Raw genomic sequence first — 15,702 nt, 5'->3', positions numbered from 1 at the left:
GAATGAGGCAGTAGCTTCATCGTTATCTTTTCCAAGAAAAACAGTGAGGTTTTAATACGGACTTTAAACAGAATCTTTATCTTTGTATAAAGTCTTTCAAATTACGGTATAACATAAAATAGAAACAATGAGAAAGTATTTATTGCTATTGATGTTCCTGTGCTTGGCATCACTACTTCATTCCCAGAACAAATTCGAGTTAGTATCTCCCAATGGAGAAATAAAAGTACTATTTAATCTTTCGGATAAAATCTATTACAGTATAGATTACAACGGAGAAGTATTATTGAAAGATAACTCTATTCAGTTGACTCTGAAGAATCAAGTGTTGGGGCAGAATCCTAAGTTGCGTCGTCAGAAGCGTATGAGTATCGACGAGTATTTAACTCCTGTTGTGCCCTTGAAATATTCAAAAATCAATAATCGTTATAATCAATTGCTACTGACTTTCAAAGATTATTCAGTAGAGTTCCGTGCCTTTGACGATGGAGTTGCTTATCGGTTCCTTACCTCGCAAAAAGGTGATGTTGAGGTAATGAGTGAAGAATTTGCTATCAACTTCCCGTCGGATTATCTGCTTCACTTGCAACAACCGGGAGGTTTCAAAACAGCTTATGAAGAACCTTATACACATATTTGGAGTAACACATGGAAGCCGGAAGATAAAATGGCTGTTCTGCCCGCTTTGATTGACACAAAGAAAGATTATAAGATATTAATCAGTGAATCGGACCTGACCGATTATCCATGTATGTTTCTCAAAGGAACAGGTGAAAATGGACTGATCTCTACTTTTCCTAAGACTCCGCTTGCTTTTACGGAAAGTGGTGATCGTAGTGTGAAAATCACAGAAGAAGCTGATTATATTGCCAAGACAAAAGGTACGAGAAATTATCCTTGGCGTTACTTTGTGATAAGTAGGAATGATAAGCAGCTGATTGAAAATACAATGACTTATCGACTTGCCGAAAAAAATCAGCTCCAAGACGTTTCATGGATAAAGCCGGGACAAGTAAGTTGGGAATGGTGGAATGACGCCTCTCCTTACGGGCCCGATGTGAATTTTGTTGCTGGCTATAATCTGGCGACTTATAAGTATTACATCGACTTTGCTTCCAAATTCGGTATTCCTTATATTATTATGGATGAAGGCTGGGCCGAAAGTACTCGTGACCCTTATACGCCGAACCCTAAAGTAGATTTGCATGAACTGATTCGTTATGGCAAAGAAAGGAATGTAGGGATTGTGCTTTGGCTGACATGGTTGACTGTGGAAAATAATTTTGATCTATTCAAAACTTTCAAAGAATGGGGAGTGAAAGGACTCAAGATTGATTTTATGGATAGAAGTGACCAGTGGATGGTCAACTATTACGAACGGGTAGCTCGTGAAGCTGCTAAATATCACTTGTTTGTTGATTTTCATGGTTCTTTTAAACCGGCTGGATTAGAATATAAATATCCGAATGTCCTTTCTTACGAAGGAGTGCGTGGTATGGAACAAATGGGAGGATGCTATCCGGATAACAGTCTGTATTTACCGTTTATACGTAATGCAGTTGGTCCGATGGATTATACTCCCGGAGCAATGATTAGTATGCAGCCTAATGTATATAGAGCAGAGCGCCCTAATGCTGCCAGTATCGGAACACGTGCTTATCAGTTGGCATTGTTTGTGGTTTTCGAAAGCGCTCTGCAGATGTTGGCGGATAATCCGACTCTTTATTATCGCAATGAAGATTGTACCCGCTTCATTACACAAGTTCCTGTAACTTGGGATGAGACAGTGGCACTGGAAGCTAAAGCCGGTGAATACGTAATTGTAGCGAAACGTAAAGGTGATAAGTGGTTCATAGGAGGAATCGCCAACAATGGTGAAAAAGAACGTGAATTTACCATCAAGCTGGATTTTTTGAATAAAGGCCGTTCTTATCAGATGACATCTTTCGAAGATGGCATCAATGCAGGACGTCAGGCGATGGATTATCGTTGTAAGTCATCGCAGGTGAAAGTCGGAGAGCTGTTGACCGTTAAGATGGTTAGAAACGGAGGTTTTGCAGCTATCATAGAATAACAGAACATTTCTTCACATTGGTTCGTTTATTATAAAAACAAACTAAATGTATATTCACCATGAAAACATTCGTCTTGATGATGGTAAGTCTGTTGTTTGCCGTTTCTTTGGAAGCGCAGAACAAGTCTTTTTATGATTTTGCAGTGAAAACGATTGATGGCAAAGAATTTTCTCTTTCTTCATTGAAAGGTAAGAAAGTGCTTGTGGTCAACGTGGCTTCCAAGTGCGGACTGACGCCACAGTATGCTCAACTGGAGAAATTATATGAGAAATATAAAGATAAAGACTTTGTAATAATCGGTTTTCCGGCAAATAACTTTATGGGGCAAGAACCTGGAAGTAATGAGGAAATAGCTCAATTTTGTTCTTTGAACTACGGTGTCACTTTTCCGATGATGGCTAAGATTTCCGTCAAAGGGAAAGAAATCGCTCCTCTTTATCAATGGCTGACAGAGAAGAAGCTGAATGGTAAAGAAGATGCGTCGGTTCAGTGGAATTTCCAGAAATTCATGATTGATGAGAATGGAAACTGGGTGGGCTTTGCCTCTCCTAAAGAAAGTCCGTTTTCTGAAAAAATCGTTACTTGGATAGAGAAGGAATAAGAGAGACTTTCTGCAATTCGCTTTCGAAATTGGGAGTAAAAATCCCTTTTCCTAAGTTCTCTTTTATTTCTTCAATGGTCCAGAATCGTCCTCCGTCCAGTTCTTCACTGGGATGGATTTCTCCATCGTAAACAGTCTTGTGAACAAAGACAAGTTCTTTTTCACGTTCGGATTCGAAAATATAATTAGTAAGTAGTTCAGGAGTAAAGTCCGTGATGCCTAATTCTTCATGGACTTCTCTCTTTAGAGCGATTTCTACGCTTTCGCCCAAGTCAATATGTCCACCTACCGCTGTATCCCATTTCCCCGGTTGGATGTCTTTCCATTCGGGACGTTTCTGCAGATACAACTCTCCACGGGTATTGAAAATATGAAGATGGACTACTGGATGAAGTAGTTTGCTGCCGCTATGACATTCCCCACGAGTGGCTGCTCCGGTGATATTTCCTTGTTCGTCTACGATGGGGAACATTTCTTGATTATTATCGCTTAACATTGTGCTTTTGTTTTTAGTGAACTAGATCGATTCTATTGGGTGTAGAAATTTATGGTATTAATAAGGAAGAATCTCCATAACTTAGGAATCGGAAATCATGTGCTAAAGCGTAATCATAAATCGCACGCCAGTTTCCTTTTACGAAAGCAGAAACCAATAATAGCAGGGTACTTTGTGGCTGATGAAAGTTAGTGACCATCGCTTTCACTATCTTGTACTGATATCCAGGAGCTATAATAATTTGTGTACTGGTATGGAGTGCTTCGAGTCCATTTCTATCGAGATAACCCAATATCTTTTGTAGTGCAACCACCGGAGGTATCTGATCGTATTTTTCATAAGGCTGCCACTGTTTGACGTGCAATTCTTCTTCAGTAGCGTCCGGGTGATCTGCTAAAATAACTCCAATGTGATACAAGCTTTCGAGAGTGCGTACAGAAGTCGTTCCTACGGCAATGGCACAACCGTCATGGTCTATTAGTTTTTTAATTGTGCTCCGATTGACCGATATATATTCTGTATGCATTTCATGATCTTCGATCTCTTCACTTTTTACGGGTTTGAATGTTCCGGCTCCTACATGTAATGTTAACTCTTCAAGATCGATGCTTTTCTCCTGTAGTGCATCCAACACTCGCGGGGTGAAATGTAAACCGGCCGTAGGCGCCGCTACCGAACCTTTAATCTTAGAGTAAACAGTCTGATAAGTTTCCTTATCACTTTCTTCCGTATTCCGGTTTAAGTAAGGAGGGATAGGAAGTTCTCCGAATACTTCAAGAATATCGGCAAACGTCACTTCCGGATTATCCCATGAAAAATTTACCCAGTGACTGGTTCCTCTGCATTCTCCTCTGGCGGCGGTTAATGTGATTGCAAGTCCTTTGACTGTCATTTCTCGTTTTAATTCTCCATCTTTCCATTTTTTCAGGTTACCGATCATACAAAGCCAGGCGGCATGTTCTGTCTGTTGGAAGTTTAATACATAATCATTCGGCTGAATCGGTTCGAGGCAGAATACTTCAATCAGTGCTCCTGTTTCTTTCCGGAAATGAAGACGTGCTTGAATGACTTTCGTATTATTGAATATCATCAGACTGCCTTGCGGAAGATATTCCGGTAAAGAGGTGAAGATATCCTCACTTACTTCCCCCCGACGATATATTAGGAGTTTGGACTGGTCGCGGATAGGCAACGGGAATTTAGCAATACGTTCATCCGGAAGAGGATAATTGTATTCACTGATGCGGATATGTCTAGGATCTTCTTTCATTGTTTTTTTAAATAAAAAGAGGTCAGAACCCATTCGGCTTCTAACCTCTTTCACCAGTCGGGGTGACTGGATTCGAACCAGCGACCACTCGCCCCCCAGACGAGTACTCTAACCGGGCTGAGCTACACCCCGAATTGCGGATGCAAAAGTACTGATTAATTTTTAAATAGCAAATAATCCGTTGATTTTTCTAGTATGAATTGTGCCGATTTATAGCTATTATTCTGATTATTAGTCTTTCTTGGGACTATGCAAATCTTTTTCTCAATGAGTTAGTAGTTCTTTTGATTGCCTCTTATGTGATATAAAAGTACATTTTTTAATTTTGCTTGAATTGGAAAACAATCTGCTTATTTTTCATTTGAAAGCATTAATCCTTTTCCTGTCCTAAAAACACTATAAAAAGTAGGGAAGTCTATAATAAAACTAAATAGGAAAATGACAAATGAACTAACAATCAGTGAGTTTGTTTATAAATTAATGCAAATAAAAGGTGTTTGATTTCCCTAGTATGATACTATATTTCCAATTTTGGTGTGTGGTAAATTAGGAAGTTATACTTTTGTAAAAAGACTTAGTTTAGAAAGGTGTTAAATGTTAGACATTAAAAATAGAGAGACATTAGAGATATACGTCCTGGGTGACGATTTTAAGTTTTATCAAAATCTGAAGTATCTTCCTCTGACTTCTTATCCTTCTAATAATCAATCAGCATTGATTATTTATTGTTTAAGTGGAAGGGCTAAAATCACAGTGCATGAGGATGTACACTGGATACAACCGGAGGAATTGATTATATTATTACCCGGACAATTTGTCTCATTTAGTGAGCCAAGTGAAGATTTTTCGACCGTTACGATGGTAATATCTACTTCACTGTTTAGTGATGCGTTAAGTGGTGTGCCCCGATTTTCTCCGCATTTCTTTTTCTATATGCGGAGTCATTATTGGTATCCGCAATCGGAACGCGACATTCCTCGGATGTATAATTATCTGGGTATGATAAAAGATAAAGTTACTTCTCAAGATATATATAGGCGGGAGCTGATTATTCATTTGTTGAGGTATCTGTATCTGGAACTGTTCAATGCTTATCAAAAGGAATCGACCTTGATGACTGTCCGCAGGGATACCCGTAAAGAAGAATTAGCTAATAAATTCTTTGGGCTTATCATGAAGCATTTTAAGGAGAATAAGGATGTAGCTTTTTATGCAGATAAACTGTGTATTACTTCCAAATACCTGACTATGGTAATCAAGGAAACAAGCGGGAAATCTGCTAAAGATTGGATAGTCGAATACATCATATTAGAAATCAAGGCTTTATTGAAGAATACAAACCTGAATATTCAGGAAATAGCCATAAAAACGAACTTTGCGAATCAATCGTCGCTTGGACGTTTTTTTAGAAAGCATACAGGTATGTCGCTTTCGCAGTATCGAATGAGTAATTTAGAACAATAGCGCGGGCAATTGTCGCACAATTGTCAATTATTTATAGGGATTGGGAAGAGAAAGGGAATGAAGTTTACTTCATTCCCTTTTATTATGTAATCTCTCCGGTGTCGGATTAAATTCCCATACATTCACGATAGAAGTCGAGCATCTCGAAAATAGTGTCCTTATCGGCAGTTTGATTGATGCAAATATCTCCGATATCCTTCAGTAGAGTGAAATTAATTGTGCCTGAAGTATTCTTTTTGTCATGTGTCATGAATGCATATAGTTGGTCGTATTTTTTGCAATCGAAAGTAAAAACGCCATAATTGTCCTTGATAAATTGGATCGTTTGTCTCATTTTCTCTTTCGGGAAATCTACTTTGAGATGAGAAAGATACAGTTCGCATACGATTCCCCAAGCTACTGCATATCCATGCAATACAGGGCGCTCCTCTGCCAATGCCATGCTTTCGAATGCATGTCCCACAGTGTGTCCCAAATTTAATGCCTTGCGGATTCCATGTTCAAAGGGATCCTGTTCTACGATGTTTTCTTTCACTTGTACCGATTGACCTACTAATTGTTTGAGAGCTGTATAGTCAATATTAGAAGTATTGAAATTGAGTAATTCCACCCAATGTGCCGTATTGCTAATCAAACCATGCTTTAGCATTTCAGCATATCCGGAGAAAAAATTGTATGCATCCAGTGTACGCAGGAATTCTGTTTCAATCAGTACACTGTTTGCCGGAGCAAAGGCACCGATTTCATTTTTCAGTCCGTTGAAGTTGATTCCTGTTTTACCACCTACTGATGCATCTACCATAGCCAGTAGAGTAGTGGGGATATTGATATAGGAAATACCACGTTTAAATGTGGCTGCGGCAAAACCTCCGAGATCCGTCACCATTCCTCCTCCAAGATTGATAAGCAAAGAGTGGCGGGTAGCTCCTTGAGTACTTAATGCCATCCAGACGGAGGCAAGCGTTTCCATCGTTTTATGTACGTCTTCGGCTCCGATACAGATTTCTACAGCATCTTTCAGTAGACCTGATGCCTTTAAGGAAGGAAGGCAAAGACGCTGGGTATGCTCGTCTGTGAGGACGAATAGTTTGTCATGCGGGCATAACTCAATGGCACGACCGAGGCTCGTTTCCAAGCTTTCGCAGAGAATAACTTCTTGTTTACTCATGATTCTTTTGCTTTTTTACTCTGCAAATGTATATAAAATATTTTTTTTACTTACTTTTGTCTCATTAAAACGTTCAATCATGAAAGCATTATTACCTGTATATTGTCGTCCTTTAGGATATGTTGTCTTGTTGGTAGCTCTGTTCATCCCTTTTATTCTAGTGATGCAGGGAGTGGTGACCGATAATAACTTGCTGTTTTATAAAGAATGCACAAAGTTATTGATGATGGCAGGATGCTTGTTGATAATCTTTGCATTCAGTAAAAATGAGAGCCGGGAAACGGAGCAGATTCGTAATTCAGCTGTTCGTAATGCTATCTTTTTAACATTCTTGTTCGTCTTTGGTGGCATGTTGTGGCGTGTAATGCAAGGAGATGTGATTAATGTTGATACTTCCTCTTTCTTGACCTTTTTGGTTTTTAATGTGCTTTGTTTGGAATTTGGTCTTAAAAAAGCGCTTGTTGATCGATTCTTTAAAAGATAATTTTCTTTTCAATTAAACCTTTTGCGATTCGATTTGTCAAAAAGACATTGTTATTGCTACTAATATAATCGTAAATAAGGTAAATGAAAAGATTTTCAGCAGGGTTGGTGCTGATGTTGCTATGCACCTTCTCAATTTTTGCACAGAATAAGGTAATTACCGTTTCGGGACGTGTGGTGGAAGCCGACACAAAAGAGCCTGCAGCGCAGGCTACAGTTCAATTGTTATCATTGCCTGATAGCGCTTATGCCGCTGGTATAGCCAGTAGTAATCAGGGATGGTTCACTCTCCCCAAAGTAAAAGCCGGGAAATATGTGTTGAAAGTTTCCTATATCGGGTTTCGTACCAAACTCGTACCAGTACAATTATCTGCTAATGCCACCGATAAAAAGATGGGGACCATTGCATTAGATCCGGATGCTGTTATGCTGAAAGAAGCAGTGATTACTGCCGAAGCTCCGCAGGTGACCGTAAAAGAAGATACTCTGGAATATAATTCGGCTGCTTATCGTACTCCGGAAGGAGCGATGCTCGAAGAATTGGTAAAGAAACTTCCGGGAGCAGAGATTGATGATGACGGTAATGTCAAAATCAATGGTAAAGAAGTAAAGAAGATTATGGTAGATGGTAAAGAGTTCTTTGGGGGTGATGTGAAAACCGGATTGAAGAACTTGCCGGTCAACATGATTGATAAACTGAAAACATACGATAAAAAATCGGACTTGGCACGTGTCACCGGAATAGATGATGGGGAAGAAGAAACCGTTCTCGACCTGAAAGTGAAGAAAGGAATGAATCAAGGTTGGTTTGGTAACGCAAGTGTTGCTGGTGGTACAGAAGACCGTTATGGAAGTAACTTGATGTTGAACCGTTTTGTCGATAATAGCCAATTCTCTTTAATTGGTTCGGCCAATAATGTGAACGATCAAGGATTCTCAGGTGGAGGTGGTGGCCCTCGTTTCCGGAATAGCAATGGTTTGACTGCTACCAAGATGCTTGGAGCTAACTTTGCTACTCAGACTGATAAGCTGGAACTGGGAGGTAGTGCCCGTTATAATTTCAGTGACCGGGATGCAACATCTACAAACTACTCGGAACGTTTCCTGCAAAATGGAAATTCGTACTCCAACTCAAACAGTAAAGGCCGTAATAAAAATACAAACTTCAATGCCGACTTCCGTTTGGAATGGAAACCGGATACATTGACAAACATCATTTTCCGTCCGAACGTTTCTTATGGAAAGTCTAACAGTTATTCTATTTCCGAATCGGGTACTTTTAATGGAGATCCATTTAATTTGGTGTCTAATCCTAATGAGTTTTTGAATAAGATTTTCTGGGGGAGTACAGATGATCCTTTAGAAGCTATTCGTGTCAACGCCAGCAACAGTGAATCAGAATCAGAAGGTCAGAGTCTCTCTGCAAATGCTTCTTTACAGCTGAATCGTAGATTGAATAATCAGGGACGAAACATCACTTTCCGTGGTACATTTAGTTATGGAGATAATGATAGCGAACAGTTTAGTGAATCATTGACGCGTTATTTTGATGATAATGCAAAAAAAGAAGATGATGAACGTAAACAGTATACTACTTCTCCAACCAAAAGTTATGATTATACTGCCGAACTGACTTATAGTGAGCCGATTGCGAGAGTTACTTTTTTACAGTTCCGCTATAAATTTCAATATAAGTATAGTGAAAGCGATAGAAGTACGTACAGTTTGATTCCTGATGCAGATAAAGGACAGGATTGGTTTTGGAATTTTGGTGATGGTCTACCTGAAGGATATGAAGAGAATAAGGATAGAGATTTGAGTAAATATGCTCAATATAAATACTATAACCATGATATTAATGCAGGGTTGAATATTATCCGCGAGAAATATCGATTGAACTTTGGAGTGTCTCTGCAACCGCAGAATACCAGATTAGATTATAAGAAAGCTGAAGTAGATACTGTAGTAAAAAGAAATGTGTTCAATTTTGCTCCTAATGTTGATTTTCGTTACAGATTCTCTAAAGTCAGCCAGTTACGCTTTACTTATCGGGGACGTGCAAGCCAGCCGAGTATGGAAAATTTGCTGGATGTAACCGATGATTCTAATCCGTTGAACATTCGTAAGGGTAATCCGGGATTGAAGCCTTCCTTCTCTCATTCTATGCGTTTGTTCTACAATACTTATAATGCAGATAAACAGCGTGGCATAATGGCTCATGCAAACTTGAATATGACTCAAAACAATATTACCAATGCCACTACTTACAATCAGAGTACTGGTGGAGTAACAGTTAAACCGGAGAATATCAACGGAAACTGGAATGCGATGGGTATGTTTGGGTTCAATACAGCATTGAAAGATAAGCGTTTCACTATAAATTCTTTCTCTCGTGCCAACTATACCAATGCGGTTTCTTACCTTTTCAATGACGATACCAAGATAAATGACAAGAACACCAGTACAACATTGACTTTAGGAGAGAATCTGAATGGAACTTTTCGTAACGACTGGTTTGAATTTACCTTGAATGGTTCGATTAACTATAACTTTGAACGAAACAAACTGCGTCCGGAAAATAACCAGGAACCTTATACATTTGGTTATGGTGCAAGCACTAATATCTCTTTACCTTGGAGTATGACGTTGTCAACCAATATAACTAATAACGCACGCCGTGGTTATCGTGATGCTAGTATGAATAAGAATGAACTTATCTGGAATGCGCAGATTGCCCAGAACTTCCTGAAAGGCAATGCTGCAACCATCAGTTTTGAAGTATATGATATTTTGCGGCAGCAATCCAATATCAGCCGTTCGTTGACAGCCGATATGCGTTCTGTTTCCGAATATAATGGAATTAATAGTTATTGTATGCTTCGTTTCTCTTATCGCCTGAATATTTTTGGAAATAAAGAAGCCCGTGGCAATATGCGTCATGGTGGTTTTGATGGTGGTGGTCCGCGTGGCCCACGTGGTGGAGGCTATGGAGGTGGCAGACCATTCTGAAGTAGCGTAATAGATTCAAATAAAACGAAGAAAGTCCCGGCACAACATTCAATGTTGTCACCGGGACTTCTTTGTTAATCCGATAATTTACTCTATATTTGTTGTTCAGTATCTGTATGAAAGGAGATTCCTATGATTGATTGGAACTATATGCTTAGCCAGATAGCAACAGTAGCTTTTGATATTCTTTATTTTGGAGCCATTATCGGTACGATTGTCATTATCATTCTTGACAACCGGAATCCGGTTAAAACGATGGCATGGATACTCATATTACTTTTCTTACCTATTGTCGGGCTTGTCTTTTATTTTTTCTTTGGCCGGAGCCAGCGTCGTGAGCGTATCATCGGGCAAAAAAGTTATGACCGCCTATTAAAGAAACCAATGGCCGAATATCTGGCACAGGATTGTTCGGATGTTCCCTATGAATACTCCCGTCTTATTCAACTTTTCCAGCAAACAAATCAGGCATTTCCATTTGAGGGAAATCGTGTGGCAATCTATACCGAAGGATATACCAAACTCCAATCATTATTGCGCGAACTACAAAAAGCGAAGCAGCATATCCATATGGAATATTATATCTTTGAGGATGATGCTATTGGACGTCTGGTCAGAGACGTACTGATAGAAAAGGCTTCTCAAGGAGTTGAAGTGCGGGTGATCTATGATGATGTAGGTTGCTGGCATGTGCCTAACCGCTTTTTCGAAGAAATGCGTAATGCCGGTATAGAGGTCAGGAGCTTTTTAAAGGTACGTTTTCCCTTATTTACCAGTAGAGTGAATTACCGGAACCATAGAAAGATTGTTGTCATTGACGGGCGTGTGGGTTTTGTTGGGGGAATGAATCTGGCAGAACGCTATATGCGTGGCTTTTCTTGGGGAGTTTGGCGTGATACGCATATCATGCTGGAAGGGAAGGCTGTGCACGGTCTGCAAACGGCTTTTCTGCTCGATTGGTATTTTGTAGACCGTACGCTGATAACTGCTTCCCGTTATTTTCCAAAGATTGATTCTTGTGGAAATTCTTTAGCGCAAATTGTCACGAGTGAGCCTATCGGACCCTGGAAAGAAATCATGCAGGGCTTGACGGTTGCCATTACCAGTGCAAAAAAATATTTCTATATGCAAACCCCTTATTTCTTGCCTACAGAGCAAATATTAGCTGCTATGCAAACAGCTGCATTGTCCGGGGTAGATGTGCGCTTAATGTTACCGGAACGTGCCGATAATTGGATTACTCATCTTGGATCGCGTTCTTATTTGGCAGATGTGATGCAGGCAGGTGTTAAAGTCTATTTTTATAAGAGGGGCTTTCTGCATTCTAAGCTCATGGTTTCAGATGACATGCTTTCCACAGTGGGGTCTACTAATGTTGACTTTCGTAGCTTTGAGCACAATTTTGAAGTGAATGCCTTTATGTATGACGTAGAAACAGCCCTTGAAATGAAAGAGATATTTCTTCAGGATCAGCGAGAAAGTACACAAATCTTTTTTAAGAATTGGGTCAGACGTTCGTGGAGACAAAAAGCTGCGGAGTCTATCGTGCGTTTATTGGCTCCGCTACTTTAATAGTGATGAGATTGATTGGAAAACTTATCTGAACAGTGAGAAGTTTACACTTCCATACACTCTTCTCTCTATGAAATGTGGATTATCTTCGAAGTTATTATCTTTTCCGTGTTCCAGTACCAATAATCCTCCCTCTTTGAGAAGATCGTTTTGGAAGATTAATTCAGGTATTGTTTCCAACTCTTTTAATGCATAAGGAGGATCGGCAAAGATGAAGTCGAACTGTTCGCGACCATTCTTGATAAATTTGAATACATCTCCGCGTATTGGCAGACACTTGTCTGTTTGCACCTCTTTCATGATTTTGCAGATGAACGAGTGATGCGCAGGATCTTTCTCAACGCTAATAACCCGGTCACATCCGCGGGATACCAGTTCGATACTAATACTTCCGGTTCCGGCAAACAAGTCGAGAGCTGTGACTCCTTCTTCAAAATCGATGTAGTTGTTGAGTACATTGAACAGATTTTCTTTGGCGAAATCTGTTGTAGGACGTGCTTTAAATGTTCGGGGCACGTCAAATCTTCTTCGTTTGTAAATACCGCTGATTACTCGCATGTTAATAAGGCTTGCATGTCAATATTAGTTGCAGGATTCATAATAAATACCTGTAGGATAAACTTTTTCAGTTCGCTCATTAAAACTTCTTTCTCGGAAAGTGTTCCAGTTAGATGTAGCTCATCCCGCTCCTGATTAAATTCCAGTTGCTTCCAAGCGTACAATAAATAGTAAATACGGTCTTCTGTATGCGTGCATTCAAAAGAATTAGACAGAAGTAGATGACCCCGTTCAAAGCAATAGATGTCAATACCGTCTTTGCGTACAGAAGCATACATCTTCTTACTGTTTCCTAATCTGCTTTTTACAGAAAAATAATCGATAAACGGAGTAGATTGAGAATAAAAGCGAGCTTCGGGATATTGTTCATTCAAAAAGATCTGTGCGCTTTTGTCTATACCGAAAATGACAGCTACATTATTCTTTCTTAGAATATTGTAGAGTACCGTTTCGTTTTCTTTTTTCTGATGATTGTGATAAAATAGAAGTTCCGCCTGTTCCTCTTCAAAAAGGTCTAATGGCACGATTGTAAAACGTTTACTTGCCATCATAATGTTTACCCGTTTGTAAGGATGATTGAGAAAGTCCGATTCGTGGAAGACTGCCTTTAGATTTGCTGTTAGGGATAGAGAAGCGTCTATCTCTTTCTCTATGATTGAAAGCGAATCGTCATGAATCGGGTTATAGATAGAAAAAGAAAATCCATCCGTACTAAGACGGATGGATAAAGTATATTGTTTTGATTTAGTAAAATCAATCATTATTCCCAGTTACCAGCACCATTGTTCGGAGTATCGATAGAACCTACCATCAAACCGCAGTATCTACCCAATTTGCTCTGAACATCTTTTAAATTAATAATCTCTTGCTTGTCAAGTCCGTTCAAATAAGTTTCATACGGAGCTTTTACTTCAAATAAGTATACAGGAGCACCGGATTTAGCAGTATCGTTTTTTACATTCATTTCGAATTGAGCACCACCTCCGTAAGGGATGTATCTCATAGAATCCGGGTTGAATCCTTTCGGGAAAATAGTATCCATAACAGCTACCCACATAGTGTCACGTTTGAAGTTTTCAAGTCCCCATTTCTTAACTTCATCATATTTGCCTGTCTTCTTTGCTTTTTCGATGATAGCCATAGCTTTCTTTTCAGTCAGTCCGTCTTCCAATTGTTTGTCGGTCAACATTCCCATCTTCATAACGAACGGCAATTTTTGATTTTTAACGAAGTCAATCAATGTGTCAAATTTGTCTGTATACATTCCGCGGTGCAGCGTACGGTATTCCTGCTGTGCCTTACGGATGTCGATCAAACGGGCAATGACTGCTTTTTCTCTGTCTTTTTTAGCGTTTTCAAAATTGATAGGACCCATAATGCTGGTGTAGCAGATGTAAATCAGTGCAGCAGCACAAAGCACCAATACAATATTAAATACTGTTTTCATGATAAATTATGTTTTTAGTTGTTATATTCGCATCGCAAAAATAGAATAAATAAATTTAAATACGATAGTTCCTCGAACTTTTTTCTCGTACAAAAATGATAAATAACTATTTAGAAAGGCAAATTAAGGAAAATTTTCCTTATCAACCAACTTTAGAGCAGGAAATTGCTGTAAAATCTCTTTCAGAGTTTCTGCTGTCCACACTGGCGGATGAAGTCTTTATCTTAAGAGGTTATGCCGGCACTGGTAAAACTTCATTGGTAGGGGCATTGGTGAAAACCATGGATCAATTGCAGCAGAAATCTGTATTGTTGGCTCCTACAGGGCGCGCGGCAAAGGTCTTTTCAACATATGCAGGACATCCGGCTTTCACCATTCATAAAAAAATATATAGGCAACAGTCTTTTTCGAATGAGCTTAGTAATTTTTCGATCAATGACAATCTGGCTACAAATACTTTATTCATCGTTGATGAGGCTTCCATGATTTCAAACGAAGGACTGTCGGGGAGTGTGTTTGGAACAGGTCGTCTATTGGACGATTTAGTGCAATTTGTTTATTCGGGGCAGGGGTGTCGTCTCTTGTTAATGGGTGATACTGCGCAGCTTCCTCCGGTAGGAGAGGAGTTAAGCCCGGCACTTTTTTCCGATGCATTGAAGGGATATGGGCTTGAAGTACGTGAGATTGATCTTACTCAAGTAGTTCGTCAGGTGCAAGAATCCGGAATATTATGGAATGCCACACAGTTGAGGCGATTGATAGCGGAGGATGATTGTTATTCTTTGCCTAAAATAAAAATAGCAGGCTTTCCTGATATTAAACTGGTACTGGGAACGGAACTGATAGAGGAACTGACTAATTGTTATGATCATGATGGTATGGATGAAACGATTGTTGTCTGTCGTTCTAATAAGCGTGCAAACCTATATAATAATGGAATACGTGCTCAAATTCTTTGGCGTGAAGATGAATTGAACTCAGGAGATATGTTGATGATAGCTAGAAATAATTACTATTGGACAGAGAAATATAAGGAGATGGATTTTATAGCGAATGGCGAGATAGCAGTTGTCCGGCGTGTTCGTCGAACTCGTGACATATATGGCTTTCGTTTTGCGGAAGTCACTCTCCGTTTTCCTGACCAGAATGATTTTGAATTGGATGCAAATCTCTTATTGGATACTTTGCATTCGGATTCACCTGCATTATCAAAAGAAGACAATGACCGATTATTTTATACAGTACTTGAGGACTATATAGATATTCCAATCAAAAGAGACCGGATGAAAAAGATGAAAGCTGATCCGCATTATAATGCATTGCAAGTGAAATATGCATATGCAATAACCTGTCATAAAGCGCAAGGTGGGCAGTGGCAGAATGTATTTTTAGATCAGGGGTATATGACGGATGAGTATTTGACTCCTGATTATTTCCGATGGCTGTATACGGCTTTTACTCGTGCGACAAAAACATTGTATTTGGTGAATTATCCGAAAGAACAGGTGGAGTGATTAAGATGTTTTTATCTCAAAACTTTTTTAAAAGCCCTTCATTTT

The 15,702-nt window shown here is 39.4% G+C and carries 13 protein-coding genes and 1 tRNA gene; 7 read left to right on the top strand and 7 right to left on the bottom strand.

Going from position 1 to position 15,702, the window contains the following annotated elements; translation table 11 throughout:
- Nucleotides 1–127 precede the first annotated feature (127 nt).
- Nucleotides 128–2,074, top strand: a complete 1,947-nt coding sequence (locus AAHJ11_RS06955; RefSeq protein WP_148366484.1) for a glycoside hydrolase family 97 protein — start codon at nucleotides 128–130, stop codon at nucleotides 2,072–2,074.
- Nucleotides 2,075–2,133: 59 nt separating this feature from the next.
- Nucleotides 2,134–2,676, top strand: a complete 543-nt coding sequence (locus tag AAHJ11_RS06950; RefSeq protein ID WP_148366483.1) for a glutathione peroxidase — start codon at nucleotides 2,134–2,136, stop codon at nucleotides 2,674–2,676.
- Here the strand turns inward: AAHJ11_RS06950 and AAHJ11_RS06945 are convergent.
- The 3 genes from AAHJ11_RS06945 to AAHJ11_RS06935 form a co-directional block, all read right to left on the bottom strand.
- On the bottom strand, nucleotides 2,654–3,172 hold the full coding sequence (locus AAHJ11_RS06945) for an NUDIX hydrolase (RefSeq protein ID WP_148366482.1): 519 nt from the start codon (nucleotides 3,170–3,172) through the stop codon (nucleotides 2,654–2,656). The genes AAHJ11_RS06950 and AAHJ11_RS06945 overlap by 23 nt on opposite strands.
- Nucleotides 3,173–3,221: 49 nt before the next feature.
- A complete protein-coding gene (locus AAHJ11_RS06940; protein ID WP_148366481.1) occupies nucleotides 3,222–4,442 on the bottom strand; it encodes an S-adenosylmethionine:tRNA ribosyltransferase-isomerase in 1,221 nt (406 codons plus the stop codon).
- Between the two features lie 57 nt (nucleotides 4,443–4,499).
- Nucleotides 4,500–4,574: transfer RNA gene (locus AAHJ11_RS06935), tRNA-Pro, on the bottom strand.
- Nucleotides 4,575–5,036: 462 nt separating this feature from the next.
- Between AAHJ11_RS06935 and AAHJ11_RS06930 the strand changes: the two genes are divergently transcribed.
- Complete coding sequence (locus tag AAHJ11_RS06930) at nucleotides 5,037–5,906, top strand: helix-turn-helix domain-containing protein (RefSeq protein ID WP_167511842.1); 870 nt, start codon at nucleotides 5,037–5,039, stop codon at nucleotides 5,904–5,906.
- Nucleotides 5,907–6,012: 106 nt separating this feature from the next.
- Here AAHJ11_RS06930 and aroB read toward each other — a convergent pair whose 3' ends face one another.
- On the bottom strand, nucleotides 6,013–7,074 hold the full coding sequence (aroB, locus tag AAHJ11_RS06925) for a 3-dehydroquinate synthase (RefSeq protein WP_148366480.1): 1,062 nt from the start codon (nucleotides 7,072–7,074) through the stop codon (nucleotides 6,013–6,015).
- Nucleotides 7,075–7,153: 79 nt separating this feature from the next.
- On the opposite strand from aroB, the gene AAHJ11_RS06920 reads away from it, so the two are divergent.
- The 3 genes from AAHJ11_RS06920 to cls all read left to right on the top strand — a co-directional run bounded on the left by AAHJ11_RS06920 (nucleotide 7,154) and on the right by cls (nucleotide 12,138).
- Nucleotides 7,154–7,558, top strand: a complete 405-nt coding sequence (locus tag AAHJ11_RS06920; RefSeq protein WP_148366479.1) for a hypothetical protein — start codon at nucleotides 7,154–7,156, stop codon at nucleotides 7,556–7,558.
- 83 nt (nucleotides 7,559–7,641) lie between these two features.
- A complete protein-coding gene (locus tag AAHJ11_RS06915; protein ID WP_320975271.1) occupies nucleotides 7,642–10,566 on the top strand; it encodes a TonB-dependent receptor in 2,925 nt (974 codons plus the stop codon).
- 132 nt (nucleotides 10,567–10,698) lie between these two features.
- Entirely contained in the window at nucleotides 10,699–12,138 is a 1,440-nt protein-coding gene (cls, locus tag AAHJ11_RS06910; RefSeq protein ID WP_099146475.1) for a cardiolipin synthase, read from the top strand.
- Between the two features lie 24 nt (nucleotides 12,139–12,162).
- Here the strand turns inward: cls and AAHJ11_RS06905 are convergent, their stop codons facing one another.
- Genes AAHJ11_RS06905 through AAHJ11_RS06895 form a run of 3 tightly spaced genes read right to left on the bottom strand, consistent with a single transcriptional unit; the run spans nucleotide 12,163 to nucleotide 14,143 of the window.
- Nucleotides 12,163–12,696: an RsmD family RNA methyltransferase gene (locus AAHJ11_RS06905; protein WP_099146476.1), complete on the bottom strand. Its 534-nt coding sequence runs from the start codon at nucleotides 12,694–12,696 to the stop codon at nucleotides 12,163–12,165.
- Entirely contained in the window at nucleotides 12,687–13,457 is a 771-nt protein-coding gene (locus tag AAHJ11_RS06900; protein WP_148366478.1) for a DUF3822 family protein, read from the bottom strand. Before AAHJ11_RS06900 ends, AAHJ11_RS06905 begins: the two co-directional genes overlap by 10 nt.
- Nucleotides 13,457–14,143, bottom strand: a complete 687-nt coding sequence (locus AAHJ11_RS06895) for a hypothetical protein (protein WP_148366477.1) — start codon at nucleotides 14,141–14,143, stop codon at nucleotides 13,457–13,459. The genes AAHJ11_RS06900 and AAHJ11_RS06895 overlap by 1 nt, the downstream gene beginning before the upstream one ends.
- Before the next feature lie 95 nt (nucleotides 14,144–14,238).
- On the opposite strand from AAHJ11_RS06895, the gene AAHJ11_RS06890 reads away from it, so the two are divergent.
- Nucleotides 14,239–15,657, top strand: a complete 1,419-nt coding sequence (locus AAHJ11_RS06890) for an ATP-dependent DNA helicase (RefSeq protein ID WP_148366476.1) — start codon at nucleotides 14,239–14,241, stop codon at nucleotides 15,655–15,657.
- Nucleotides 15,658–15,702 lie beyond the last annotated feature (45 nt).

The sequence above is a fragment of the Bacteroides sp. 90-K9/2 genome (assembly GCF_047310725.1).
Lineage (GTDB): Bacteria > Bacteroidota > Bacteroidia > Bacteroidales > Bacteroidaceae > Bacteroides > Bacteroides vicugnae.
Note: the sequence above shows the minus strand (reverse complement) of the source record. Positions and strands in the feature narration are given on the sequence as shown.

Excerpts from the sequence above, each read along its gene's own strand:
- AAHJ11_RS06955 (WP_148366484.1), top strand. The coding sequence starts at position 128 with ATGAGAAAGTATTTATTGCTATTGATGTTCCTGTGCTTGGCATCACTA.
- AAHJ11_RS06930 (WP_167511842.1), top strand. The coding sequence starts at position 5,037 with ATGTTAGACATTAAAAATAGAGAGACATTAGAGATATACGTCCTGGGT.
- AAHJ11_RS06915 (WP_320975271.1), top strand. The coding sequence starts at position 7,642 with ATGAAAAGATTTTCAGCAGGGTTGGTGCTGATGTTGCTATGCACCTTC.
- AAHJ11_RS06905 (WP_099146476.1), bottom strand. The coding sequence starts at position 12,696 with ATGCGAGTAATCAGCGGTATTTACAAACGAAGAAGATTTGACGTGCCC.
- AAHJ11_RS06890 (WP_148366476.1), top strand. The coding sequence starts at position 14,239 with ATGATAAATAACTATTTAGAAAGGCAAATTAAGGAAAATTTTCCTTAT.
- AAHJ11_RS06945 (WP_148366482.1), bottom strand. The coding sequence starts at position 3,172 with ATGTTAAGCGATAATAATCAAGAAATGTTCCCCATCGTAGACGAACAA.
- AAHJ11_RS06950 (WP_148366483.1), top strand. The coding sequence starts at position 2,134 with ATGAAAACATTCGTCTTGATGATGGTAAGTCTGTTGTTTGCCGTTTCT.
- AAHJ11_RS06900 (WP_148366478.1), bottom strand. The coding sequence starts at position 13,457 with ATGATTGATTTTACTAAATCAAAACAATATACTTTATCCATCCGTCTT.
- AAHJ11_RS06895 (WP_148366477.1), bottom strand. The coding sequence starts at position 14,143 with ATGAAAACAGTATTTAATATTGTATTGGTGCTTTGTGCTGCTGCACTG.
- aroB (WP_148366480.1), bottom strand. The coding sequence starts at position 7,074 with ATGAGTAAACAAGAAGTTATTCTCTGCGAAAGCTTGGAAACGAGCCTC.
- AAHJ11_RS06940 (WP_148366481.1), bottom strand. The coding sequence starts at position 4,442 with ATGAAAGAAGATCCTAGACATATCCGCATCAGTGAATACAATTATCCT.
- AAHJ11_RS06920 (WP_148366479.1), top strand. The coding sequence starts at position 7,154 with ATGAAAGCATTATTACCTGTATATTGTCGTCCTTTAGGATATGTTGTC.
- cls (WP_099146475.1), top strand. The coding sequence starts at position 10,699 with ATGATTGATTGGAACTATATGCTTAGCCAGATAGCAACAGTAGCTTTT.